This window comes from Thiothrix fructosivorans (assembly GCF_017349355.1).
Classification (GTDB): Bacteria; Pseudomonadota; Gammaproteobacteria; order Thiotrichales; family Thiotrichaceae; genus Thiothrix; species Thiothrix fructosivorans.
This window is the reverse complement of record NZ_JAFMPM010000006.1, coordinates 1,465,356-1,491,130: the sequence shown is the minus strand read 5'-3', so window position 1 is coordinate 1,491,130 and position 25,775 is coordinate 1,465,356. Positions and strand designations below refer to the sequence as shown.

Sequence of the window (25,775 nt, the reverse complement as noted above, 5' to 3'; positions counted from 1 at the left end):
CAGAAATCCTAGTTTTTCAGCAATCGGTTAAAAGTTGTAGTAAGGCAAGGTGTAAGTTGTTGGCAAACCAAACACTTCGGGATAATCCACATGCACAAAATACAAACCTGACGCAGGCGCAGTCATGCCCGCCTGCTTACGATCACGTAGCGCTAGCAATTCCGCGATCCATTCCACCGGACGTTCCCCCGCCCCAACCATCAACAATGACCCTGCGATATTGCGCACCATGTGATGCAAAAACGCATTCGCCACCAGATCCAAGTAAATGAAATCGCCCTCACGGCTGACGGTAATAGCCTGCATATCACGGTTTGCATGACGCGCCTGACAGCCCGCTGCCCGAAAGCTGGAAAAATCCTGTTCTCCCAACAAAGCTTGCGCAGCGAGATGCATCGACTCAGTATCCAGCTCACCGTGTTGCCAATACACACGCTGATGCAATAGCGCCGGACGCGCTTGCCGATTCAAAATAATATAACGGTAACGCCGCGCCCGTGCCGAAAATCGCGCATGAAAATCGTCTGCTACGGGCTGAATCCAGCGCATTGCCACGCTATCCGGCAAATGTGCATTCGTGCCAAACAGCCACCCCCGCAACGGGCGCGTCGCACTGGTTTCAAAGTGAATCACTTGCCCGATACCGTGCACGCCCGAATCGGTGCGCCCCGCACACACCACGCTCACCGTTTCCGCTGCCACGCGGGAAAGTGCCTGTTCCACATGACCTTGCACGGTGGGGCCATGACTCAAGCGCTGCCAGCCGTAGAAGGGGCTGCCGTCATATTCAATACACGCTGCAAATTTCATTGTCGGGGTTTTCCACGGGCAAAACAAAAAAAGGTCGGATTAACCGACCTTTATAACGTGAAAGTGCAGATTCCTCAACCTGTCTGGTGTAACAGTACTTCCGCCTCGCGGCGCTGGTCGTCGTTACCTTCTACCATGACCTCTTCCAGCGTGCTACGCGCTCCTTCAATGTCACCCATGTCGAGATAAGCACGCGCCAAGTCTAATTTGGTGCTGATGTGCGCTTCGTGCAGGTCGATCTCTTCATCGGGGAAATCGAGGAATGACAGTGCATCATCAATATCGCCCAACCAATCCTTGTCTTCATCGCTGATCGGCGCGTAGAACGTGTCTTTCGGCAAAATACGCCCGATGCCGTTATCATTGTCCAAATGCAGGTTCAAGTTGGTCGCACTCCCAGCAGCAGCCATCGCCGCAACCGGTGCGGCAACCGTTGCCACAGCGGCAGGCAGGTTAGAAGCAACCGCTGGGGTATCCGTTAAATCCTCTAAATCATCCAGATCAAAGTCCAGCAAATGTTCAGCACTCTCTTCCTGTGCTAGTGCGGCTGGTGCAGTTACCTGTACAGGTTTGACAACCGCATCAATGTCATCCAGATCAAAATCTAACGTGTCATCCAGATCGTCTAAATCGAAATCAAATGGCTCATCGTCAATGGGCGAGGCAACCGCTTTATCCGCTGGTTTCGGTTCGTCAAAATCAAAACTGGATAGTGCGGGTAATTCAGCCGCTGGTGCAGATACCGGTGCTGCCACTGCATTCAACGTCACGTCAGGCACATCATCCGTTGTTTCAGAATCATGCAGCAACTTGTCGAGATCAATGTCGTCAAAGTCCAACTCACCCAAATCCAAATCGCCGAAATCATCTTCAGGATAATCCAACGTCGCAGGCGGCACAGGCGATTGCGCAGCAACAGGCACACTTAGCGCTTTCGCCGCAGGTACGTCTGCAACGTTATCCTTCGCCAAGGCAATACCCGCTGTCGCGGCTGCCATCCCACCTAATGCCGTCGCGACTGTAGCAGCAACCGAAGACGCAGGAGCAGCAGGGCTTGCTGGGCTAGCATCACCTTGATACAACTTATTGTCTGGGCTAATTTTACGCCCCCACTCGACCACGGATTTCCACAAGCTGTCTTTGCCCGCGCCGTTCATCGCCGCAAATTGCTGCGCGTGATTATCGAAGGCTTCGCGGTTATTCGCTACGAAATAGCACTCCAACAATTTATGGCGGTACTCCGGCTTGTCAGGATTGCGCTCAATGCACTTCTTCAGCTCGCTTTCTGCCTGCTGGTACAAACCGTAAGCAATGTAAACGTTAGCTTCGGTCAGGCAATCATCTTCACCAGACTCGTTGCCGCCAGTGGCCGATGAACCACCGATAGGCGGAATACCATCGTTATCATCCCACGCATTATTTTTAGGCGAACTAAGGGGCTGACCGATACCGAATGGATCGTCCTCGATACGTCCCTTATCGGCTTTTTCCAGTTCTTTTTCCAGCGAATTTACGTCAAAGTGATCGTGCGTATCTACGGGTAGCGTTGTATCAAAATCGTCACCCAAATTGGCTTCACGACGTACTGCATTGGCACCACCCTCCGGTTTGCGGCGACGTCCCAGCAACCACAGCAACAGCAACAAGGCTAACGAGCCAGCACCAATTTTCAGCGCAAGAGGCGAGGTCAACAGCCCCAGCAAATCATTGTCACCGCCGTTTTGATCGGCGAATACCGCTGGTTTCTTCGGTTGCGCATCTGCCGCAGGCGTTACCGGCACAATGGCAGGTTTCAACGGAATATTATTCGTATTGCCCGTCGCCATACCGGCTGGAGTTGGACGATTGCCGCCCACCAAAGGCGTTGTTGCTGCTGGTGGTTCAACCGCCGCATTCGTGACCGGTGACGCAGGCTGAGCTGGTTGCGCAGGTGGATCAGTACGCAAAATTGTATTCTGCCCTTGACCCGCCACATTCGCCATGTGTGTTTGGATGTCTGTGCCTTGATCCGGTGTCACCGCAACCGGTTGGCTGCCTTGTGGATCTGCACCTGCTGCCGCACCCAGCGCATCCGCACCCGGCGTTACCTTGATGCCGTTATCTGCTAACTGCTTTTGAATCTCAGCAAGCTGGGTATCACGCAAGGCCAGCAAACGGTTTTTCTTGCTCAACATCGACTCAAGATCGGTCACACGCGATTTGAGTTCACCATTTTCTTTCTGACGTGCCGCAAGTGATTCGCTCGCCAAAGCGAGTTGTTTTTCGATTTCAGCCAGTTTCGCATTGCCCGCTGCCACGGCAGCCTCTTTAGCAACCCCGTTCGCGTCTTTATTCGCGCCCAACACTTCGAGACGTGCTTTATCCGACGCATTCGCGGCGGGCGTATTTTGCTTGGTGGCGGCTGGTGTGGCTTGCTTACCGTTTGTTTTGGAGACTGTCGCTTGTTGGGGTACGGTATTGCCTGCCAAGGATTTGCGGAATTCACGCCAATCGGCATTTTGCTGGCGAATTTGCCGACGCGCTTCTGCCCGTGAAACGCCGCTAACATCGTTGGCAGACGGGGCTTTCATCACCGCATTATTACGGAGATTATTAATATTGTTGCCGATGAATGCGCCCGGATTCGCACGGAACAACGCCATCATCATCTGGTCATTACTAACGCCGGGACGTTGCAAGCGTGAAGCCACGCGGAACAGGGTATCGCCGGATTTCACGCGGTAAGTACGGTTACGATTCGCCGCAGCCGGTTGTTGCTGTTGGGTAGGCTCGGCTTGCTGCGCAGCGGCTTGACGGGCAGGACGGCGGACATTGCCCGCAGCCTTTGGTTCAGCACGCACCGCCGCCTCCCCCGCCACCGTATTCCCCGGCTGCATGAGTACCGGCGGGTCTAGCATCACGGTGTATTCTTTGAGGAGCTGCCCTTGCGGCCAACTGACTTCCAGCAAGAAATTGACGAAAGGTTCTTGAATCGGTGTATCGGACGACACGAGAATAACTGGCTTACCGCCCTGCACCGTCGGTGTAAAGCGCAAATTCCCCAAGAAATCGGGGCGGGCAACACCGACGCGATTAAATACTTCGGCGGGTGCAAGGCGTACTTGGATCTGGCTGGCATCTGCCGGGGCAGCAGACAACAAATCGATTTTGGCTCGTAATGGCTGATTCAGGTGAGAGTTGGATTCAATATCCCCAAGCCCCAAGGCACTGGAAGCCGCAGGATACGCTCCGGCGATGAATATAGCTAAGCTCAAGGCTTGTTTATTCACTGCAATTCCCCTTCAATTGATTCTTTATCTGTGTAAGATTGTGGCATCCCTGATTCATCACCTGCTCCGCTTATAAGCCCTTATTATTCTGATGAATAGCGATTCTGGTTATTATGTCTTAGGATTGAAACTATATAGTAGTACATTTTGCTAAGCAATGCCGCCCCTGGCACGTACTTTGGGCATAAACCCAAAGCACATCATATTCATATTCGCATTGTCAGCAATAGTGAATTAATTCCCGCTTAACCATGCCTACAGATAGTCGCGAACTAATATTTCGGCGATTTGCACGCTATTTAACGCAGCACCTTTACGAACATTATCAGCAACCACCCATAAATCTAAGCCAGACGCACAAGAAATATCTTCACGAATACGGCTAACATACACAGCATCAGTATTGACCGCCTCGGTAACGGGGGTCGGATAACCACCATCCACCCGCTCATCCAATACGACCACACCCGGCGCTTGACGCAACAACTCAGTCGCTTCAGCAGCCGTCAGTTTACGCTCAGTCTCTAGATGGATAGCTGCCGAATGCCCGAAAAATACGGGTACGCGCACCGCCGTTGGGTTGACCCCAAGCTCAGGCAAGCCCATGATTTTACGAGTTTCCTGCACCATCTTCACTTCTTCCCACGTATAGCCGTTATCCTGAAACGCACCGATATGCGGAAAGAGATTGAACGCAATCTGTTTGGCGTACAGCTCCGGTTCGACAGGACGTGCATTGAGCAATTGCGCCGTTTGATGCGCTAACTCATTGATACCTGCACGCCCCGTGCCGGAAACTGCCTGATACGTCGCCACGTTAAGTCGCGTTAACGTCGCAGCATCATGCAGCGGCTTCAGTGCCACCAACATTTGGCTTACCATGCTGCCGGGATTAGCAATAATCCCCCCCTGCTTATACCCCGCAATGGCGTGCGGATTCACGTCTGGTACGACTAACGGTACATCAGCATCGAAGCGGAAACAGGCACTGTCATCAATCACGATGCAACCAGCCGCTACCGCTTTTGGCACATAATTCACCGCCACGCTTTCCGTGCTGGCAAATAACGCAAGCTGCACGCTGGCAAAGTCGAAATCTTCGACAGATTCAACATCCAGCGTTTTATGACCGAAATCGACATACTGTTCGCCGTCTGTCTCAAATTCGAGTGCATAAATTTTACCAATCGGAAATTTACGCTTTGCCAGCACGTCCAGTATGGCTTCACCCACCAGACTGCCCGCACCCACTACCGCCACATTGTAAGTCTTAATCATGATTACCCTTGTAATGCCGCAACAACGGCATCGCCCATTGCCGCTGTCCCTACCTTGCGGCAGCCTTCAGTATAAATGTCGCCCGTGCGTAAGCCGGATGCCAACACCTTTTTCACCGCCACTTCGACACGATCCGCCATTTCTGGACGGTTGAGACTGTAACGCAGCAACATGGCCACGGACAGAATGGTTGCCAACGGATTGGCAATGCCTTTGCCTGCGATGTCGGGGGCAGAACCGTGGATCGGTTCGTACAAGCCGCACGCAGAAGAATTCAGGGAAGCAGACGGCAACATGCCGATAGAGCCGGTCAGCATTGCCGCCGCGTCAGACAGTACGTCACCGAACAGGTTACTGGTCACGATAACGTCAAACTGCTTGGGCGCACGAACCAATTGCATCGCGGCATTGTCGACGTACATGTGGCTGAGTTCAACTTCAGGGTATTCCTTGCCAACCTTTTCGACGATTTCGCGCCACAGTTCGCACACTTCCAATACGTTTGCTTTGTCGACGGAACACAGGCGTTTGTTACGTTTCATCGCGGTTTCAAAGCCAACGCGGGCAATACGCTCGATTTCGGATTCGGTGTAAGTGGCGGAGTTAAAGCCTTGGCGTTCACCGTTTTCCAACACCCGAATGCCGCGTGGTTGACCGAAGTAGATGCCGCCGGTCAGTTCGCGCACGATCATAATGTCCAAACCTGCCACCACTTCGGGTTTCAGGGTGGACGCGGATGCGAGTTCTTCGTACAGAATTGCAGGGCGCAGGTTGGCAAATAAACCGAGATCAGCGCGGATAGCCAGTAAACCCCGTTCGGGGCGCAACGGACGATCCAGCGCGTCGTATTGTGGACCACCGACCGCACCGAGCAAAATCGCATCGGCTTTTTGCGCCAAGGCACGCGTGGAATCGGGGTACGGAAGCCCTTCTTTATCGTAAGCAATCCCGCCGATATTGGCGTATTCCAGCTCAACCGACAAATTGCCTTCCGCCGTGAAAACGTTCAGAACTTTCACCGCTTCTGCCACGATTTCCGGGCCAATACCGTCACCGGGTAATACCAAAATTTTGTGTGTCATAACAACCTAACCCAAATAAATCAAAATCTTAAAATAACCAAGGCGCTGTTTGCTGACGCTTCGCCTCATACACCCGAATGTCATCGGCATGTTGCAACGTCAACCCAATATCATCCAACCCGTTCAGCAGGCAATACTTGCGGAAGTCGTCAATGCTGAATGCAAACGCTGCGCCACTCGGCGTGACTACTTGCTGCTCCGCCAAATTCACGGTGAGCTGATAGCCTTCGGTGGCTTGCGCCTCAACGAATAACTGATCAATCACCTCCGCAGGCAAGGTCAGCGGCAACAAGCCATTCTTGAAGCTATTGTTGAAGAAAATATCCGCGTAACTCGGCGCAATCACCGCCCGAATGCCGTAATCGGTCAACGCCCACACCGCGTGTTCCCGCGACGAACCGCAGCCGAAATTTTCACGCGCCAATAGCACGGAGGCACCCGCGAAACGCGGCGCATTCAGCACGAAATCCGGGTTCGGGGTGCGTTTGCTGTGATCCATGCCCGGTTCGCCCGGTTCAAGGTAACGCCAGTCGTCAAACAGCGTGGGGCCAAAACCGGTGCGCTGGATGGATTTCAAATATTGCTTGGGAATAATCGCATCGGTATCAACGTTGGAACGATCCAGCGGAATCACCAAACCCGTGTGTACAGTAAATTTTTCCATGATAATTATTTCGCCTTGTCAGTCGTCGCTTCTTTTTCAATCGTACCGCCCAGCGATTTCAAATCCTTGCCGATACCTTCCACCGTGCTACAACCTGCCAACAGCAGGAGCGCCATCAGGGATAAAACACTCAGTAACTTTTGCATGGGAATCTCTCCTTACAAGGTACGAACATCAGCGAAATGACCTGTCACGGCAGCAGCAGCAGCCATCGCAGGGCTAACCAAGTGGGTACGTCCACCCTGCCCTTGCCGCCCTTCAAAGTTGCGGTTGGAAGTGGAAGCGCAACGCTCACCCGGTTCTAAACGGTCAGCATTCATGGCAAGACACATGGAACAACCCGGCGCACGCCATTCAAATCCCGCTTCGATGAAGATTTTATCCAGCCCTTCGCTTTCCGCTTGCTGCTTGACCAAACCAGAGCCGGGGACGACCATCGCCAGTTTCACATTCGCCGCCACTTTGCGCCCTTTCGCCACCGCAGCAGCAGCGCGGATGTCTTCGATACGCGAATTGGTGCACGAACCGATGAATACTTTATCCACCTGCACGTCAGTAATCGGCGTATTCGCTTCCAGCCCCATATACTTGAGCGCGGCACGAATACCACTGGCTTTGACCGGATCGCTTTCCTTGGCAGGGTCTGGCGTTTTGCCATCGACTGGCAAGACCATTTCTGGGGATGTTCCCCACGTCACTTGCGGTTGAATGCTGGCAGCATCCAGACGCATCACCCGATCAAATACCGCGTCAACATCGGAATGTAGGTCTTGCCATGCCGCTACCGCTGCTTCCCAATCTTCTGCTTTTGGCGAGTACGGACGACCTTTGACGTAATTGATGGTGGTGTCATCGACCGCAATCATGCCCGCACGCGCACCGCCTTCGATGGCCATATTGCACACGGTCATGCGCCCTTCCATCGACAAATCGCGGATGGCTTCGCCACCGAATTCGATGGCGTAACCGGTGCCACCTGCCGTGCCAATTTCACCGATAATGGCCAGCACGATGTCTTTGGCAGTCACGCCTGCGCCGACTTTGCCATCCACGCTGATCAGCATGTTTTTCATCTTTTTCTGGATGAGGCATTGGGTTGCCATGACGTGTTCAACTTCGGATGTGCCGATGCCATGCGCGAGTGCGCCGAATGCGCCGTGAGTAGAGGTGTGCGAATCGCCGCAAACCACGGTCATGCCGGGCAAAGTTGCACCTTGCTCCGGGCCAATAACGTGCACAATACCTTGACGAATGTCGCCAATATTAAATTCGGTAATCCCAAAATCGCGGCAATTCGCATCCAGCGTTTCGACCTGCAAACGTGCTACCGGATCGGTAATGCCGTGTTCCAACCCAATGGTCGGCACGTTATGATCGGGAACTGCCACCATTGAATTGACGCGCCACGGTTGGCGCTGCGCCAAACGTAGCCCTTCAAAGGCTTGCGGTGAAGTCACTTCGTGAACCAAGTGACGGTCGATATACAGTAAGGCTGTGCCGTCGGCTTCTTGCCGCACCACATGCGCATCCCAGACCTTATCGTAAAGTGTTTTACCTGCCACAACTAACCCCTCTGACATAATGGATGCGCAGAGAATAACATTCCCGTATGAATAAATAAAATTCATAATTTTCATATCCTGCATTCCAACGTAGAATGCAAAACATGGATATTAATAACCTCAACGCCTTCCTTGAAGTAGCTCGCCGCCAATCGTTTTCATTGGCGGCAGAAGCCTTGTTCATTACCCAACCTGCCATCAGCAAGCGCATTACGTCGCTGGAAAATGAGCTGGGTACACTACTGTTCAATCGCATCAACCGCAAAGTAACCCTCACCGAAGCGGGTCAGGCACTCTTACCACACGTACAAGTGTTGCGCAATGAACTGGAAGACATCCGCCGCATTGCTTCTAACCTATCGGGGAATATGCACGGCGAATTGGTGATGGGCACAAGCCATCACATTGGCTTGCATCGTTTACCGCCCGTACTGCGTTATTTCAACCAACATCACCCTGAGGTCAAACTGGATTTGCGCTTTGTGGACTCGGAACTGGCGTGCCAGTCCGTCGAACGCGGGGATTTAGAAATAGCGGTAGTGACATTACCCAGCGAATTGCCCGAACAGTTACAAGCGCAAAGTATTTGGACAGACCAGCTACACATCGTGGTAAGCCGTGACCACCCACTCAGCCAAGTGCCGGAGGTCTCACTGGCAGCACTGGTGCAATACCGTTGCGTTATGCCGTGTAAAGACACGTATACCTACCGAATTATTAGCCAAGCGCTGGCATCGGTTAATGAACACATTGATGTCTATCTCAACACCAATTATTTGGAAACCTTAAAGATGCTGGTCAGCGCAGGCTTAGGGTGGTCATTGCTACCACACACCCTGTTAGATGAGGGACTCGTCATCGTCAACACACCCTTGCAATTGCAACGCCAACTCGGCGTGATTTACCACCGCAAACGCACCCTCTCGAATGCCGCCAAAACCCTCCTAACCATCCTCAACCAATTCCGCACCCCCTAAACCAAAAAGGTCAGCACGAAGCTGACCTTTTTCCTTCTTTCGCGTAAAACCTCGTCCTTCAGGGAGGAGAGGATGTCAACTGCACTTGTAAACACTCCCAATCAACGTGGGACCTTCAACGGGTTCGAAACATTCGCCACCCCTGCCGGATGTGAACTCACATCAACGCCAGTCGCCAGTGAAATCGGATCCCACAACACTGGGTGAATGACCGCAGCATCAACTGGCGCAAATACACTACCTAAACCGGTTGAGGCAATAACATTCTCAGCCGTATGGTGCACGCCTTGCGCAAGTCCACCAACCACTGAACCAATAGGGTTGTTATTAACACTGCTACCGCCTTTCATACCACCAAGGATATTACCAATTAAATTGGTTTTAGCTCCCAGCAAACCACCCAGTAAGCCACCACTTATATTGTTGCTACCAGTGTTCGCATTGCTGTTACAACCACAACTCACCGTATTGCTATTATTACTAACAGGACGCTGTTGCCCAAAACTCAACAAATTACCCAATAAACCAATAGTCATGACCCTATTCTCCTCTATATCTAGGCTTTAAAGCGGCAACAATAGTGCCAATCACGACACAAAATCCCAAAACAAGTGATCAACGGCTGGAAATTAGCGACAAAGAAAGATCAACACGAGGCTTGCTTTTAGGTCAGCCGTTTGTCACATATTGACGACCACCAATCACTCGCACATCTCTATCATACAAACCGTAGAACTAGTCTTGGGCAGATGACCACTCAATCCCAAGGAAGGGATCACATGACACCCAATGTAAATTATGTAACACCTATTACTCAACGTGCCTCAAACTTATCGGGAATCCCCCACACCATACCGTCAACGATACGTCCTATCCTGCTTCCAGCAGTAGCGGAATCTGTCACGCAGCTTGTTAACAGTCAACTTGGCAAGATTGGTAACGATAGCAATAGCCACACAGCATGGAATACCACAAAACAAATTACCCAACAGGTAGGTGGCTTTTTTGTTGGAGTTGGTGAAGTAGTCGGCGAAACAGCAAAAGGCGCTTATGAACTTGCCAAAAATATGGGGCAAACTTACAACGATTCTACTTATGGGAAATATGTCGATATTGCCGACCTAGTAACCAGAAAAATAACAGAAAAACCGGGTCAATATCGCCTTAGAATCTACACCTTTTCCAACACCAAGAGAAAATATCGTTCACACTAATTTGAGTGACAAGGCTTATGTTGGTGGCGAGGCATGGTTTGGCACAACGGAGCAGGTCACTATCAATGCTGATTCTGGGCGTTTTGGTTACAGCATCAGTAAAGCAACTGGTGTCACACCTGAACAGTGGGAAGCCGCCTCTAAGTATTGGAGTAATTTGGGATACGATGTGAAAAGCATTCCACGGGGAGAAAAGTAATTTGACTTCCTCCCCTCCCTGAAGGAAGGGGATTCCTAATTCATCGAGAACCGGACGAATACACCGAAATGCACGCGCCACTGACATTCTCTCCAAAGGCTAGCACCGCCAGTCCGGCGGCTAAAATATTGCGGGCAGCGTTTACGTCACGGTCGTGGATTACCTTGCATTCAGGGCATTCCCAGACACGTACTGCCAATGGCAAACGATCAACTACACATCCACAACCACTGCACCGCTTACTGGAGGGGAAGAACCTGCCGATTTCGACATACGTTCTGCCCGCCCAGTTGGCTTTGTACGCAAGCTGGCGGGTAAATTCTCCCCAGCTTGCATCGGCAATGTGCTTGGCTAATGTTGGGTTCTTAATCATGTTCTTCACAGCGAGATTTTCAGCGCAAACCACTTGGTTCTCGTTAATCAGTTTGCGGGACAGCTTGTGCAAGTTGTCCGAGCGGCAATCGGAAATTTTCGCGTGAATACGGGCAACCTTGCGTTTGGCTTTCAGCCGATTCTTGCTGCCGAGTTTCTTCTTGGCAAGACGGCGTTGGTATTTCGCAAGTTTAGCCGCGTATTCTGCGGTATGGCGGGGATTGCCGGATTTAAAACCGTCAGAAGTGACGAACAAATCCTTGATGCCCACGTCGATGCCCACCTTCTTATCGGTGATGGGCAACAACGTGGCATCAAATTCACACAAGCAAGACACAAAATAGCGCCCTGCTTGATCTTTGGAAACGGTAGTGGTGGTGGGATTGGACGGAAGCGTCTGACTCCATTTAATCGCCAATGGCTGCTCACACTTCGCCAGTTTCAGTTCACCGTTTTTAAAAGTGAACGCGCGGTAAGTGAATTCAGCCGACTGGCGGTGTTTTTTGGATTTAAAGACGGGATATTTCGCCCGACCTTCAAAGAAGTTTTTGAACGCCGTTTGCTGGTTTCGCAAGCATTGTTGCAGTGGGACACTGGAGACTTCGTTCAGAAACAGCGACTCAGGCAATTTCTTGATGGCGGTCAATCGGGCATTCGCGCCCATGTAACCGATTTTTTCTTGCGTCTGATCATAGGCATCCGTGCGGTAACGCAAAATGCTGTTGTACACGTAGCGCACACAACCAAAGGTTTGCGCCAGCAGTTTTTCTTGTTGCGGGTCGGGGTAAAACCTGAACTTGTAGGCGCGTTTCGTTTGCATGGCTCTCAGTATAGTGGATGCGGTGAGTTATGCGTGTTTAACCAAGATAGCTTAACGAAAGAGGAGCGAGAAGAGGGTCGGCTACCACCGACGCGCTATCCCTCCCCGACCTAAAAGACGGGGTATCTCGCGCAAGATGGATGAAGTTTTGGGAGTTAATTTCGGTCTGTCGTGACCAATCAAACTTACTGGAGAGTGTGCTTCAATCCTGCGGCGAACATCAACTAGTAGAGTGGACACAGAAAATAGATGAAATCGTTACCCAACAAAACCGCACCATTTTAGATAAAGAAATAAACGATGGTATCTGTCTAACCGTTTTATCTAAGCACACAGGAAAACTTTATCAATCAACCCGATATTTACGGACATATCCAGTGGAAAACGAAATAGAACTTACCTTTGCCGATGTATTTAAAAAATACGGTGGGAGTATCATTGAGGAAACGCTAGAAAAAGGCATTGCCACTTTTCCAATATGATGAGGGATTGTCCTCCATACCGAGCAAACAAAAAGCCAGCACAAAGCTGGCTTTTTGTTGGTCGGGGATGGGGGGAGTCCCCGCTCCCTTAGTCTTCCCGACGGCGGCGGAAGAATGCAGCCGTTGCCAGCAACATACTCATGATCGCCACACCCCATTGGCTCAAGGTCGGAACGTGCAGGTTCGCAATCAGACCGAAGCCAACCGTGGTATTGGTTGCACCACCATCCGCAGGCTCATCGCCCCACGTCAGGTCAATCGGTTTGCTCACGATGCTGCCATCGGCATTGAGTACGCCATTGCTATCCGTGCCATCGTTGTTGTTCGGGTCAATAACCGCAACCGTTGGCAAGTAGCCCGCTGGTGGGATGACCTTCACGACATACTGACCTTCACGCAAGCTGCCGAAGAAGTACTTACCCTCCGCATCCGTGGTTTGTGGTTTCAGCACATCACCGAAGATGTCGGTCACAGGCTTACCATCGACTGTCAGCAAGGTCACGGTTGCCCCCGGAATACCCGGTTCACCACCGTCTTGCTTACCGTCGTTGTCTAAGTCAAGCCACAGGCGGCTGCCGAGATTCACAGGGCGGAACAGACCGCAGTCGACCGTGCTGTTACGGCTTTCGTCATCACCGTCAACCTTTGCCCCCGGCTCAGAACCCGGCAACAGCGTGACCGCTGGTGTCTGGAATGTGCCTGCAACGACCTTACAGTTGCTGTCGGTGTTGGAGGTATCGGTATCTGGGTCAGCACCACCTTTGGTCAGGCTGTAGCCAGAATCCTTACCCGGATTGACGACCACAATGTAGTTGCCCGGTTTCAGGTTCTCGAACAGGTAGTTACCGCTCGCATCCGTCTTAACGCCTGCCACCACATTGCCGCTGATGTCGGTCGCTGGCGTAATGCCATCTTCTTCCATCAAACTGATCGTAATGCCTGCAATACCCGGCTCGGCATTGTCCTGCTGACCGTTGGCATTGTCGTCTTGCCAGATTTTGTTACCCAGCGAGACTGAGCCGTAGAAGCCGCAGTCAACCGTCATATTGCCGTTGGTATCATCACCGTCTGCATCCGGTTCAGCACCTGCCGTCAGGGTGAAGGGGTGCGTTTCGATGGTGGTATTGATCGGGTTAACCCGGCAGTTGCTGTCGAAGTCACTCGCATCGCTATCCGCATCAATGCCGCCAACGGTTGGGAAGAAACCTTCCGGTGGTTCGACCGTGACGATGTACTCACCTTCTGGCAAGTTGCTGAACACATACAAACCGTCGTTGCCCGTTGTATGGGAAGCCACGGCTGCACCATCCAAATCGGTCACGGCACGACCTGAACCATCCGTCAAGGTTACGACTGCACCCGCCAAGAGGCTTTCACCTTCGTCACGCTTGCCATCGGCATTGCTGTCGACCCAGATTTGATTACCCACCGACACCGGTGTACCCGGTTGCACTGGCTCAACAGGGACAACCGCAAAGTCAACCGTCAAGTTGGAACGGTTATCGTCAGTCGCCATACCATCGTCACCCGCTATACCGCTAGCGGTTGGCGTTTCAGCTTTCGGCTCTTTGTCATCCAACACAATCAGGTTAGAACACAGACCATCCGAGGCCGTGTTATCGCCGTTATCGTTATTGTCGCCACCGTCGTTCACATCGGTTTCGTCAGCCACATCACTGACAGCATAACCCGCCAGCACTGCGCCTTCGTTGAAGTTGCTGCCTGCGACACAGACTTTGTACTCGCCTGCTTCCAGCTCATTGAACAGGTAGAAACCTTTGTCGGTTTGCGTACTGCGGATCAGCGTGCCAGTGGCATCACGTAGTTCAACCTGTACCGCGCTTGGCAAGGTTTCGCCTTGGTCGTATTTACCGTTGCTGGCTTTAGTGCCTTCACCGTTATCGACCCAGACCATGTTACCGATGCTGTGCTTAGGCTTTTTAGGCAGATAGAAACCGCAATCCACGGTCATATTGCCATCTGTGCTATCACCGTCTGCTGTTGCATCTGGTTCAGCGCCTGCTGTTAAGGTGAACAGGCTGGTTTTGCCCGTATCCACTGAACAGTTGCTGTCGGTATTGGATGGATCAGTATCAACCTTCGCGCCACCTTGAGTCGGCAAGTAGCCGCTATCTTTGGGGGCAGCCACACTGATGCTGTACTCACCTTCGGGCAGATTGCTGAACAGGTATTTGCCGTCTGCACCTGTAGTGATCGGCGCAATCGCCATATCGCCGCTCAATACCACTGGCTTGCCGTCTTTGTCCATTAAGGTAACGGTTGCACCTGCCAACGGTGCTTCGCCTGCGTCTTGCTGACCGTTTTCGTTCGCGTCGATCCAGATGTAATCACCCACGGAAACTGTGTTCGGTTTCACGGGTGCACGCTCTACGAAGTCGTTGCGGTCATCCGTTTCACCCGCAGTCACTGTGACAGGAATACTGTCATCGGTGGTGTCGGTGTTGGCAGTGTCGTCGTCTGGTAACGTGGTATCGCCGTCAATGACCGAGCTATAACCTTCTGGCTGTGTTTCCACGACCAAATAATCACCCGCTTCAACATCAGCAAACACGTACTCGCCTTTGGCATTAGTCAGTGTCGTCAGTGGCTTGCCGTCTTTATCCAGCACAGGTGTGCCGTCTTTGTTCAGCAATGCCAGACTAATGCCTTCCAGTGGGGTTTCGCCGACGCTATCGCCGGTGGTATCCACCGAAACCGTACCACTGATGCTGGCTTTCGCCGCTACGGGCAGATAGAAACCGCAATCCACCGTCAAATTGCCATCCAGACCATCGCCGTCTTCCGCCACATCCGGCTCAGCGCCTGCTGTTAAGGTGAACAGGCTGGTTTTGCCGGTATCAACGGAACAGTTGCTGTCGGTGTTGGAAGGATCGCTATCAACCTTCGCGCCGCCTTGGGTGGGCAGGTAGGCGCTATCCTTAGGTGCAGCTACACTGATGCTGTACTCACCTTCAGGTAGGTTGCTGAACACGTATTTGCCGTCCGCACCTGTGACGATTGGCATAAGGGTTGTGCCATCCAGTACCACTGGCTTACCGTCTTTATCCATCAACGTAACGGTTGCGCCTGCCAAGCCGGTTTCAGCCGCGTCTTGCTGACCGTCTTTGTTGGTGTCGATCCAAATGTAATCACCCACGGAAACCGTGTTCGGCTTCACTGGCGCAGGTGGTAATACGCCGAAGTCGATGGTCAGGTTGGAACGGTTGTCGTCGGTTTTCATGCCATCGTCGCCCGCTGTACCGCTTGCGGTTGGCAGTTCGCCCGTCGGTTGCTTGTCATCCAGCACGATCACGCCGGAACACAAGCCATCTTGGGTGTCATTTTCACCGTTATCGCCGTTATCCACGCCTGCGGTGATGTCTTTCTCATCACCACCCGTGCTCGCGGTATAGCCTTTCAGCAGACCTTGATCGAAGTTGCCATGTGCCACGCAGACGCTGTATTCACCCGCTTCCAAACCGCTGAACAAGTAGTAACCGTCTTTGGTGGGCACTTCGCTGATAACTTTGCCGTCTTTACCCAGCAATTCCATCACCACGCCATCCGGCACAGCTAGCTCTTTTGCATCACGCACGCCGTCGTTGGCTTTGGTGGCATCGCCTGCGCCATCGTCCACCCAGACCATGTTACCAATACTGTGTACGGGCACTTTGGGTACGTAGAAACCACAGTCAACGCTCAAGTTGCTGCTAGCATCAGTATCACCGTCATCCACGGGTTCAGCATCGGGGGTCAGTGTGAACAATGCAGTTTGGATACCCGTACCAACTACCGCGCAATTGCTGTCGGTATTGGATTCATCAGTATCCGCATCTGTGCCGCCTTTGGTGACGACATAACCGCCTTCAGGGGGCAGTACAGTAATGCTGTAATCGCCTGCGGGCAGATTGTCGAACAGGTATTGACCGTCTTTACCTGTGGTAATGGCATCTACTGCTGCGCCATCCAGATGTTTCGCTGGTTCACCCTTAGCATCCAGCAACGTGACCGTCGCGCCCGCCAAAGCAGCTTCAGTCTCATCCTGAATACCGTCTTCGTTTGCGTCGATCCACAGGTAGTTACCCACGGAAACCGGTTTAGCAGGTTCGATGGGCGGCACGATACCGAAGTCGATGGTCAAGTTAGAACGCGCATCGTCTGTACCAATGCCGTCTTCGCCCGGTGCGCCAACACCCGCTTCACCCAACGGTTGCTTGTCATCCAGCACCACGACGTTGGAACACAAGCCTTTGCTAATGTCATCATTACCGTTGTCATCGCCATCGGTATTGCTGGCAATCGCAGCCGCCAAATCACCGCCCGTGCTGGCATTGAAACCTTCCAGAATGTTGCCTGCCGTGAAGTTATCCGCGACGACGCACACTTGATAGCTACCCGCTGCCAGACCGCCAAACAGGTAACGCCCGTCAATATTCGTCGTGGTGGTATCCAACAGCTTACCTGTTGCATCTTGCAGCTCCAGCTTGATACCTTCCATCGCGGCTTCTTCGCCAATATCAGCGACACCGTTGTTGTTGGTGTCGATCCATACGCGATTACCAAGGCTGTGGACTGGTTCTTTCGGCAAGTAGAAACCGCAATCCACGCTCAAGTTGCTGCTAGCATCGGTGTCGCCATCGTCAACAGGTTCGCCACCAGCAGTGAGGGTGAACAAAGCTGTCTGGACGCTGCTGCCACTCACGGCGCAATTGCTGTCGATGTTGGACGGATCGTCGTCAACATCCGCGCCGCCTTTAGTGGGCAGGTAGCCGCTGTCTTTAGGGGCAGCCACGCTGATGCTGTAGTCACCTTCGGGCAGGTTGATGAACACGTACTTGCCGTCTGCGTCGGTTGTAACTGGCGTGACTGCATTGCCTGCAAGGTCAATGACCGGCTTGCCGTCTTTATCCAACAGCGTGACCGTTGCACCGGCTAAAGGCGCTTCGGTTTTGTCTTGCTTGCCGTCTTCGTTCGCGTCAATCCAAATCATGTCGCCGACAGAAACAGGCTTCGGCTTAGCAGGTGCAAGCACCGCAAAGTCAACCGTCAGGTTAGAACGTGCATCTTCTGTACCTGCACCGTCATCACCCGCTGTACCGCTGGCGGTAGTGGCTTCTGCGGTTGGCTCTTTGTCATCGAGCACAACCACGTTGGAGCACAAACCATCTACAAGGGTGGTGTCACCGTTGTCGTTATTGTCGACGTCAGCATTGGCATCGGCTTCGTTGCCAGTGATGCCAGCGGTGTAATTCACCAACTTGCCCATGTTTTTAAAGTTATCGGCTACCACGCAGACTTGGTATTCACCTGCCGCAAGTCCACTGAACAAGTAATAACCGTCGGTGGTCATGGTGTTGCTAATGAATGTACCCGTCTTATCGCGCAATTCGACTTTAACCCCACTCATCAGGGTTTCGCCTGAGTCGAACTTACCGTTGTTGTCTTTGGTAGCATCGCCTGCGCTATTGTCCACCCACACCATGTTACCGATACTGTGCACTGGCTGTTTGGGTTCATAGAAACCGCAGTCAACCGTCATGTTTTTGTCGGCACTGTCACCGTCTTCCGCAGCAGCAGGCTCTTGCCCAGCGTTCAGCGTGAAGATAGCGGAGGTAATGCTGCCATCGCCTTGTACCGCACAATTGCTGTCATTGTTAGCCGGTACGTCATCCACATCACCCGCGTTCTGAGTGGGGATGTAGGGGCTGCCATCGGGCAGTTTCACACTGATTGAATAATCGCCTTCTGGCAATTTAGTGAAGCCATACAAGCCGTCTGCGCCTGTTACCATCGACGCAACTACGTTGCCTTGCAGGTCTTTCGCTGGATTGCTGTCTTTATCGAGCAGCGTAACCGTTACGCCCTCTAAGCCTTTTTCATCCGCGTCTTGCAAGCCATTTTCGTTAGTATCAATCCAGAGGTAATCCCCAACCGCAACTGGTGTTGGTACTACTTTGGGCTTGACCAGACCGCAGTCTTGGGTCAGGTCGCTGTTGGCATCGGTGTCACCGTCGGTGATGGACTCTGCACCTGCGGTCAGGTTGAACAGGCTGATGGCACCCGCGACGGAGCAGTTGCTGTCATCGTTGGCGGTCGCATCCGTGCCTTGCGCGGTGAACTCGTAACCCGCTGGCGCTTTGACGGTGATGCTGTAGTCGCCTTCGGGTAATTCGCTGAACAGGTAGTTACCCGTCGCGTCCGTCAGCATGGTTTTGACGACCGTGCCTGCGTTGTCCAGCAAGGTGACTTCAACACCTGCCAAGATGGGTTCGGCGGCGTCTTGTTTGCCATCCGCGTTAGTGTCTTCCCACACAACGTTACCCACCGACACGGTTTTCGGTACTACTTTGGGCTTGACCAGACCGCAGTCTTGGGTCAGGTCGCTGTTGGCATCGGTGTCACCGTCGGTGATAGACTCTGCACCTGCGGTCAGGTTGAACAGGCTGATGGCACCCGCGACGGAGCAGTTGCTGTCATCGTTGGCGGTCGCATCCGTGCCTTGCGCGGTGAACTCGTAACCCGCTGGCGCTTTGACGGTGATGCTGTAGTCGCCTTCGGGTAATTCGCTGAACAGGTAGTTACCCGTCGCGTCCGTCAGCATGGTTTTGACGACCGTGCCTGCGTTGTCCAGCAAGGTGACTTCAACACCTGCCAAGATGGGTTCGGCGGCGTCTTGTTTGCCATCCGCGTTAGTGTCTTCCCACACAACGTTACCCACGGATACGGTTTTCGGTACTACTTTGGGCTTGACCAGACCGCAGTCTTGGGTCAGGTCGCTGTTGGCATCGGTGTCACCGTCGGTGATGGACTCTGCACCTGCGGTCAGGTTGAACAGGCTGATGGCACCCGCGACGGAGCAGTTGCTGTCATCGTTGGCGGTCGCATCCGTGCCTTGCGCGGTGAACTCGTAACCCGCTGGCGCTTTGACGGTGATGCTGTAGTCGCCTTCGGGTAATTCGCTGAACAGGTAGTTACCCGTCGCGTCCGTCAGCATGGTTTTGACGACCGTGCCTGCGTTGTCCAGCAAGGTGACTTCAACACCTGCCAAGATGGGTTCGGCGGCGTCTTGTTTGCCATCCGCGTTGGTGTCTTCCCACACAACGTTACCCACCGACACGGTTTTCGGTACTACTTTGGGCTTGACCAGACCGCAGTCTTGGGTCAGGTCGCTGTTGGCATCGGTGTCACCGTCGGTGATAGACTCTGCACCTGCGGTCAGGTTGAACAGGCTGATGGCACCCGCGACGGAGCAGTTGCTGTCATCGTTGGCGGTCGCATCCGTGCCTTGCGCGGTGAACTCGTAACCCGCTGGCGCTTTGACGGTGATGCTGTAGTCGCCTTCGGGTAATTCGCTGAACAGGTAGTTACCCGTCGCGTCCGTCAGCATGGTTTTGACGACCGTGCCTGCGTTGTCCAGCAAGGTGACTTCAACACCTGCCAAGATGGGTTCGGCGGCGTCTTGTTTGCCATCCGCGTTAGTGTCTTCCCACACAACGTTACCCACGGATACGGTTTTCGGTACTACTTTGGGCTTGACCAGACCGCAGTCTTGGGTCAGGTCGCTGTTGGCATCGGTGTCACCGTCGGTGATGGACTCTGCACCTGCGGTCAGGTTGAACAGGCTGATGGCACCCGCGACGGAGCAGTTGCTGTCATCGTTGGCGGTCGCATCCGTGCCTTGCGCGGTGAACTCGTAACCCGCTGGCGCTTTGACGGTGATGCTGTAGTCGCCTTCGGGTAATTCGCTGAACAGGTAGTTACCCGTCGCGTCCGTCAGCATGGTTTTGACGACCGTGCCTGCGTTGTCCAGCAAGGTGACTTCAACACCTGCCAAGATGGGTTCGGCGGCGTCTTGTTTGCCATCCGCGTTGGTGTCTTCCCACACAACGTTACCCACCGACACGGTTTTCGGTACTACTTTGGGCTTGACCAGACCGCAGTCTTGGGTCAGGTCGCTGTTGGCATCGGTGTCACCGTCGGTGATGGACTCTGCACCTGCGGTCAGGTTGAACAGGCTGATGGCACCCGCGACGGAGCAGTTGCTGTCATCGTTGGCGGTCGCATCCGTGCCTTGCGCGGTGAACTCGTAACCCGCTGGCGCTTTGACGGTGATGCTGTAGTCGCCTTCGGGTAATTCGCTGAACAGGTAGTTACCCGTCGCGTCCGTCAGCATGGTTTTGACGACCGTGCCTGCGTTGTCCAGCAAGGTGACTTCAACACCTGCCAAGATGGGTTCGGCGGCGTCTTGTTTGCCATCCGCGTTGGTGTCTTCCCACACAACGTTACCCACGGATACGGTTTTCGGTACTACTTTGGGCTTGACCAGACCGCAGTCTTGGGTCAGGTCGCTGTTGGCATCGGTGTCACCGTCGGTGATGGACTCTGCACCTGCGGTCAGGTTGAACAGGCTGATGGCACCCGCGACGGAGCAGTTGCTGTCATCGTTGGCGGTCGCATCCGTGCCTTGCGCGGTGAACTCGTAACCCGCTGGCGCTTTGACGGTGATGCTGTAGTCGCCTTCGGGTAATTCGCTGAACAGGTAGTTACCCGTCGCGTCCGTCAGCATGGTTTTGACGACCGTGCCTGCGTTGTCCAGCAAGGTGACTTCAACACCTGCCAAGATGGGTTCGGCGGCGTCTTGTTTGCCATCCGCGTTGGTGTCTTCCCACACAACGTTACCCACCGACACGGTTTTCGGTGCAACTGTTGGCGGCACAATACCGAAGTCGATAGTCAGATTAGAACGCGCATCGTCTGTACCAATGCCGTCTTCGCCCGGTGCACCTGCACCCGCTTCACCCAATGGTTGTTTGTCATCCAGCACCACGACGTTGGAACACAAGCCTTTGCTAATGTCATCATTACCGTTGTCATCGCCGTCGGTATTGTTGGCAATCGCAGCGGCTAAGTCACCGCCAGTACTCGCGCTGAAACCTTCCAGAACATTGCCTGCCAAGAAGTTATCCGCAACGACGCACACTTGATAGCTACCCGCTGCCAGACCGCCAAACAGGTAACGCCCGTCAATATTCGTCGTGGTGGTATCCAGCAGCTTACCTGTTGCATCTTGCAGTTCCAGCTTAACGCCTTCAGCAGCAGGAACTTCGCCTGCATCTGCCACACCGTTGTTATTGGTGTCAATCCACACGCGATTACCGAGGCTGTGTACGGGGACTTTCGGCAGGTAGAAACCGCAATCAACGCTCAAATTACTGCTAGCATCAGTATCGCCATCGTCAACAGGTTCGCCACCAGCAGTGAGGGTGAACAAAGCTGTCTGGACGCTGCTGCCACTCACGGCGCAATTGCTGTCGATGTTGGACGGATCGTCGTCAACATCCGCGCCGCCTTTAGTGGGCAGGTAGCCGCTGTCTTTAGGGGCAGCCACGCTGATGCTGTAGTCACCTTCGGGCAGGTTGATGAACACGTACTTGCCGTCTGCGTCGGTTGTAACCGGCGTGACTGCATTGCCTGCAAGGTCAATGACCGGCTTGCCGTCTTTATCCAACAGCGTGACCGTTGCACCGGCTAAAGGCGCTTCGGTTTTGTCTTGCTTGCCGTCTTCGTTCGCGTCAATCCAAATCATGTCGCCGACAGAAACAGGCTTCGGCTTAGCAGGTGCAAGCACCGCAAAGTCAACCGTCAGGTTAGAACGTGCATCTTCTGTACCTGCACCGTCATCACCCGCTGTACCGCTGGCGGTAAGGGCTTCAGCCGTTGGCTCTTTGTCGTCAAGCACGACTACGTTGGAGCACAAACCATCTACAAGGGTGGTGTCACCGTTGTCGTTATTGTCGATGTCAGCATTGGCATCGGCTTCGTTGCCAGTGATGCCAGCGGTGTATTTCACCAGCTTGCCGACGCCGCTAAAGTTGCTGGCTGCCACGCAGACTTGGTATTCACCCGCTGCTACGCCAGCAAACAAGTAGTAACCGTCGGTGGTCATGGTGCTATCGATGACGACGCCCGCTTTGTCACGCAATTCGACTTTAACCCCACTCATCAGGGTTTCGCCTGAGTCGAACTTACCGTTGTTGTCTTTGGTAGCATCGCCTGCGCTATTGTCCACCCACACCATGTTACCGATACTGTGCACTGGCTGTTTGGGTTCATAGAAACCGCAGTCAACCGTCATGTTTTTGTCGGCACTGTCACCGTCTTCCGCAGCAGCAGGCTCTTGCCCAGCGTTCAGCGTGAAGATAGCGGAGGTAATGCTGCCATCGCCTTGTACCGCACAATTGCTGTCATTGTTAGCCGGTACGTCATCCACATCACCCGCGTTCTGAGTGGGGATGTAGGGGCTGCCATCGGGCAGTTTCACACTGATTGAATAATCGCCTTCTGGCAATTTAGTGAAGCCATACAAGCCGTCTGCGCCTGTTACCATCGACGCAACTACGTTGCCCGCTTTATCGAGCAGGGTCACGGTTGCATCTGCCAAACCTTGTTCACCAGCGCTTTGCAGACCGTCTTCGTTGGCATCAATCCAGAGGTAATCGCCCACTGCCACCAGCGTTGGCGCAACTGGCGGCACAATACCGAAGTCAACGCTCAGGTTAGAACGGTTATCGTCTGTGCCTACGCCGTCAACACCCGGTTGGTCGTTAACACCTGCTTCACCGCTTGGTTCTTTATCATCCAACACCACGAGGTTAGAACACAGCCCTTGCGCGATGTCGTCCGTGCCATTGTCGTCACCGTCAACGTCGGTGTTCGCATCCGCCACGTTACCGCCGTTACTTGCCGTGAAACCGTTCAGGACACCCGTGGCGCTGAAGTTATCGGCCACCACGCACACCTGATAGCTACCCGCTGCCAGATTGCTGAACAAGTAACGCCCTGCCGCATCCGTCGTGGTAGAGGTAATGGCTGCACCATTGGCATCTTTCAGTTCCAGCTTAATACCCGCAACCGCTGGCATTTCACCGTTATCCGCCAAACCGTTGTTGTCGGTATCGACCCAAACACGGTTACCCACGCTGTGCACCGGTGCTTTAGGCACGTAGAAACCACAGTCAACACTCAGATCGCTGTTTGCATCGGTATCACCGTCTTTGGTGGATTCCGCACCCGCTGTCAGCAGGAAGGGCAGGGTTTGCACATTGCTACCCGTGACCGCGCAGTTGCTATCGGTATTGGAGGCATCAGCATCCACCGCCGCGCCACCTTGCGTCGCCACATAGCCATCCGGTGCTTTCACACGCACGATATACTCGCCTTCGGGCAAGTTGCTGAACAAGTATTTACCGGTAAGATCAGTTTGCAAGTAGTCAACAGGTTTGCCAGCCAAATCTGTCACAGGATTACCGTTTTTATCCAATAAGGTAACAACTGCGCCTACTAGCGGCAGCTCATCCTTGTCTTGCTGACCATCTTCATTGGCATCAATCCAGACGTAATCACCCACGGAAACAGGCTTGGGTGGTTTTGGTCGCACTACTGCAAAGTCGACAGTCAAATCAGACAGCGCATCCGGTGTACCAACACCGTCTTCACCGGCTGCCCCATTCGCGGTGTCAATTTCCCCGGTGGGCGCATCACCATCCAAGGTAATCACATTCGAGCACAAGCCATCAGCAAGCACATCACTGCCATTGTCGTTGCTATCTATCCCAGCGTTAGTATCCACTTCGTTGCCGCCGGTACTAGGGCTAAAACCATCCAACATTGCACCCGTGGCGAAGTTGCTGTTAGCCACACAAACTTTGTAATCACCCGCGACCAGACCGCTGAACAAATAGAAACCTTTGCTAGTCGTGGTGCTAGTTATCAGCACACCCGCCGCATCACGCAATTCAACCACAACACCATCCGCTACGGCTGTTTCGCCTGCATCCAGTGTGCCGTTGTTAGCGTTGGCATCTGTGCCAGCGCCATCGTCGATCCAGACTTTGTTACCCAAACTGTGCATGGGTACAGTCGGTTTATAGAAACCACAGTCAACACTCAAATTGCTGTTAGCATCCGTATCACCGTCATCAATCGGTTCGCCGCCTGCTGTCAGGCTGAACAATGTGCTGGTAATGCTGCCATCACCTTGTACCGCACAGTTGCTATCATCGTTGGCGGGAACAGTGTCTACATCGCCCGCATTCAGGGTGGGGATGTAATCTTTCGGTGGTGTAATTTTAACGCTGTAATCACCTTCGGGCAGATTGCCGAACAGGTATTTGCCTGTCGCATCTGTTGTGATATCAGCGACGATTGTGCCACTCAAATCTTTCGCTGGCGCACCCATGCTATCCAGCAAGGTAACGACTGCACCTGCCAGTGGATTTTCACCAACGGTTTGCTTGCCATCTTTATCGGTATCTTCCCAAATGGTGTCACCGACAGAAACCGGCGTTTTGGGAATGGCGGGCAAAATATTCAGCGCATAGTCTTCGACTTCACCATCCGCCGCTTCGCCACCGATGCCATCAGCACCCGCCGTGGAACAACGGAAGCGGGTATAAATCGTGCCTTCTGCGGCGAAGGCGGGAACGTCCATCGTCAGGTCATTTCTGCCTGCGGCGAGCACTTGGTCAATGAACACTTGCTCGCCCGCACCGCCCCAACTGCCGTCTTTATTCCAGTCGACCCAAGCGTTTAATTTACAGGCAGCATTCGCGGTGACTTGCACCACATTCTGAGTATCGCCCACATGCAGCGGCGCAATGGCTACGCCATCTTCGTCACCACTGGCAGGGTCGGTACACGTACCAAATTCGAGTGAACCTTTATCAGCATCATCAGCACTTGCTGTTCCTTGTAACAAGCCCGTATCCGCGTCGATACACTTACCGAGGAATACATCTGTACCCAATTGATGACGTGCACCGCCGCTAGCATCCAACGTTTGGAAACTCGGATCGGGTGCATCACCAAAGTCGAAAGGGATCAGCAATTTCGCACAGGATTCGTTATTGGTCGCGTTGCTGTCGCCACCGTCTACTGCTGATACTTGGGTGCAGTTGGTCACGATTTCATTTGCATACGCAGCGGGCAGCGTTGCTAATAAACCGGCCATAGAAACGCACAAGGAGAGCTTTGTTATTTTCATCATA

General features: G+C 53.3%; 14 protein-coding genes. 4 read left to right on the top strand and 10 right to left on the bottom strand.

Annotation, left to right across the window (positions count from 1 at the left end):
* Positions 1-27 precede the first annotated feature (27 nt).
* From truA to leuC, 7 genes are all read right to left on the bottom strand, one after another.
* Positions 28-810, bottom strand: a complete 783-nt coding sequence (truA, locus tag J1836_RS10685) for a tRNA pseudouridine(38-40) synthase TruA (RefSeq protein ID WP_207251072.1) — start codon at positions 808-810, stop codon at positions 28-30.
* 74 nt (positions 811-884) lie between these two features.
* Complete coding sequence (locus tag J1836_RS10680) at positions 885-4,079, bottom strand: motility hub landmark protein FimV (protein ID WP_207251071.1); 3,195 nt, start codon at positions 4,077-4,079, stop codon at positions 885-887.
* A gap of 255 nt (positions 4,080-4,334) precedes the next feature.
* Positions 4,335-5,357: an aspartate-semialdehyde dehydrogenase gene (locus J1836_RS10675; RefSeq protein ID WP_207251070.1), complete on the bottom strand. Its 1,023-nt coding sequence runs from the start codon at positions 5,355-5,357 to the stop codon at positions 4,335-4,337.
* A gap of 2 nt (positions 5,358-5,359) precedes the next feature.
* Positions 5,360-6,439: a 3-isopropylmalate dehydrogenase gene (gene leuB, locus J1836_RS10670; RefSeq protein WP_207251069.1), complete on the bottom strand. Its 1,080-nt coding sequence runs from the start codon at positions 6,437-6,439 to the stop codon at positions 5,360-5,362.
* Between the two features lie 28 nt (positions 6,440-6,467).
* Complete coding sequence (gene leuD / locus J1836_RS10665) at positions 6,468-7,103, bottom strand: 3-isopropylmalate dehydratase small subunit (RefSeq protein ID WP_207251068.1); 636 nt, start codon at positions 7,101-7,103, stop codon at positions 6,468-6,470.
* 5 nt (positions 7,104-7,108) lie between these two features.
* Positions 7,109-7,249, bottom strand: a complete 141-nt coding sequence (locus J1836_RS10660) for an entericidin A/B family lipoprotein (protein ID WP_207251067.1) — start codon at positions 7,247-7,249, stop codon at positions 7,109-7,111.
* Between the two features lie 12 nt (positions 7,250-7,261).
* Positions 7,262-8,665: a 3-isopropylmalate dehydratase large subunit gene (gene leuC / locus J1836_RS10655; protein WP_207251066.1), complete on the bottom strand. Its 1,404-nt coding sequence runs from the start codon at positions 8,663-8,665 to the stop codon at positions 7,262-7,264.
* A gap of 104 nt (positions 8,666-8,769) precedes the next feature.
* On the opposite strand from leuC, the gene J1836_RS10650 reads away from it, so the two are divergent.
* Positions 8,770-9,642 carry a LysR family transcriptional regulator gene (locus tag J1836_RS10650; RefSeq protein WP_207251065.1) on the top strand — a complete coding sequence of 291 codons (873 nt, stop codon included), beginning with the start codon at positions 8,770-8,772 and terminating at the stop codon, positions 9,640-9,642.
* 101 nt (positions 9,643-9,743) lie between these two features.
* Here J1836_RS10650 and J1836_RS10645 read toward each other — a convergent pair whose 3' ends face one another.
* Positions 9,744-10,178, bottom strand: coding sequence for a hypothetical protein (locus J1836_RS10645; RefSeq protein ID WP_207251064.1), 435 nt, complete (start codon positions 10,176-10,178; stop codon positions 9,744-9,746).
* 243 nt (positions 10,179-10,421) lie between these two features.
* Here J1836_RS10645 and J1836_RS10640 point away from each other — a divergent pair, with 243 nt between their 5' ends.
* Positions 10,422-10,856 carry a hypothetical protein gene (locus tag J1836_RS10640; RefSeq protein ID WP_207251063.1) on the top strand — a complete coding sequence of 145 codons (435 nt, stop codon included), beginning with the start codon at positions 10,422-10,424 and terminating at the stop codon, positions 10,854-10,856.
* Between the two features lies 1 nt (position 10,857).
* Positions 10,858-11,055, top strand: coding sequence for a hypothetical protein (locus J1836_RS10635; protein WP_207251062.1), 198 nt, complete (start codon positions 10,858-10,860; stop codon positions 11,053-11,055).
* Positions 11,056-11,095: 40 nt separating this feature from the next.
* On the opposite strand, the gene J1836_RS10630 is transcribed toward J1836_RS10635, so the two are convergent.
* Positions 11,096-12,247: an RNA-guided endonuclease InsQ/TnpB family protein gene (locus J1836_RS10630; RefSeq protein ID WP_207251061.1), complete on the bottom strand. Its 1,152-nt coding sequence runs from the start codon at positions 12,245-12,247 to the stop codon at positions 11,096-11,098.
* Between the two features lie 140 nt (positions 12,248-12,387).
* On the opposite strand from J1836_RS10630, the gene J1836_RS10625 reads away from it, so the two are divergent.
* A complete protein-coding gene (locus J1836_RS10625) occupies positions 12,388-12,729 on the top strand; it encodes a hypothetical protein (RefSeq protein WP_207251060.1) in 342 nt (113 codons plus the stop codon).
* A gap of 88 nt (positions 12,730-12,817) precedes the next feature.
* On the opposite strand, the gene J1836_RS10620 is transcribed toward J1836_RS10625, so the two are convergent.
* Positions 12,818-25,738, bottom strand: coding sequence for an IPTL-CTERM sorting domain-containing protein (locus J1836_RS10620; protein ID WP_207251059.1), 12,921 nt, complete (start codon positions 25,736-25,738; stop codon positions 12,818-12,820).
* Positions 25,739-25,775 lie beyond the last annotated feature (37 nt).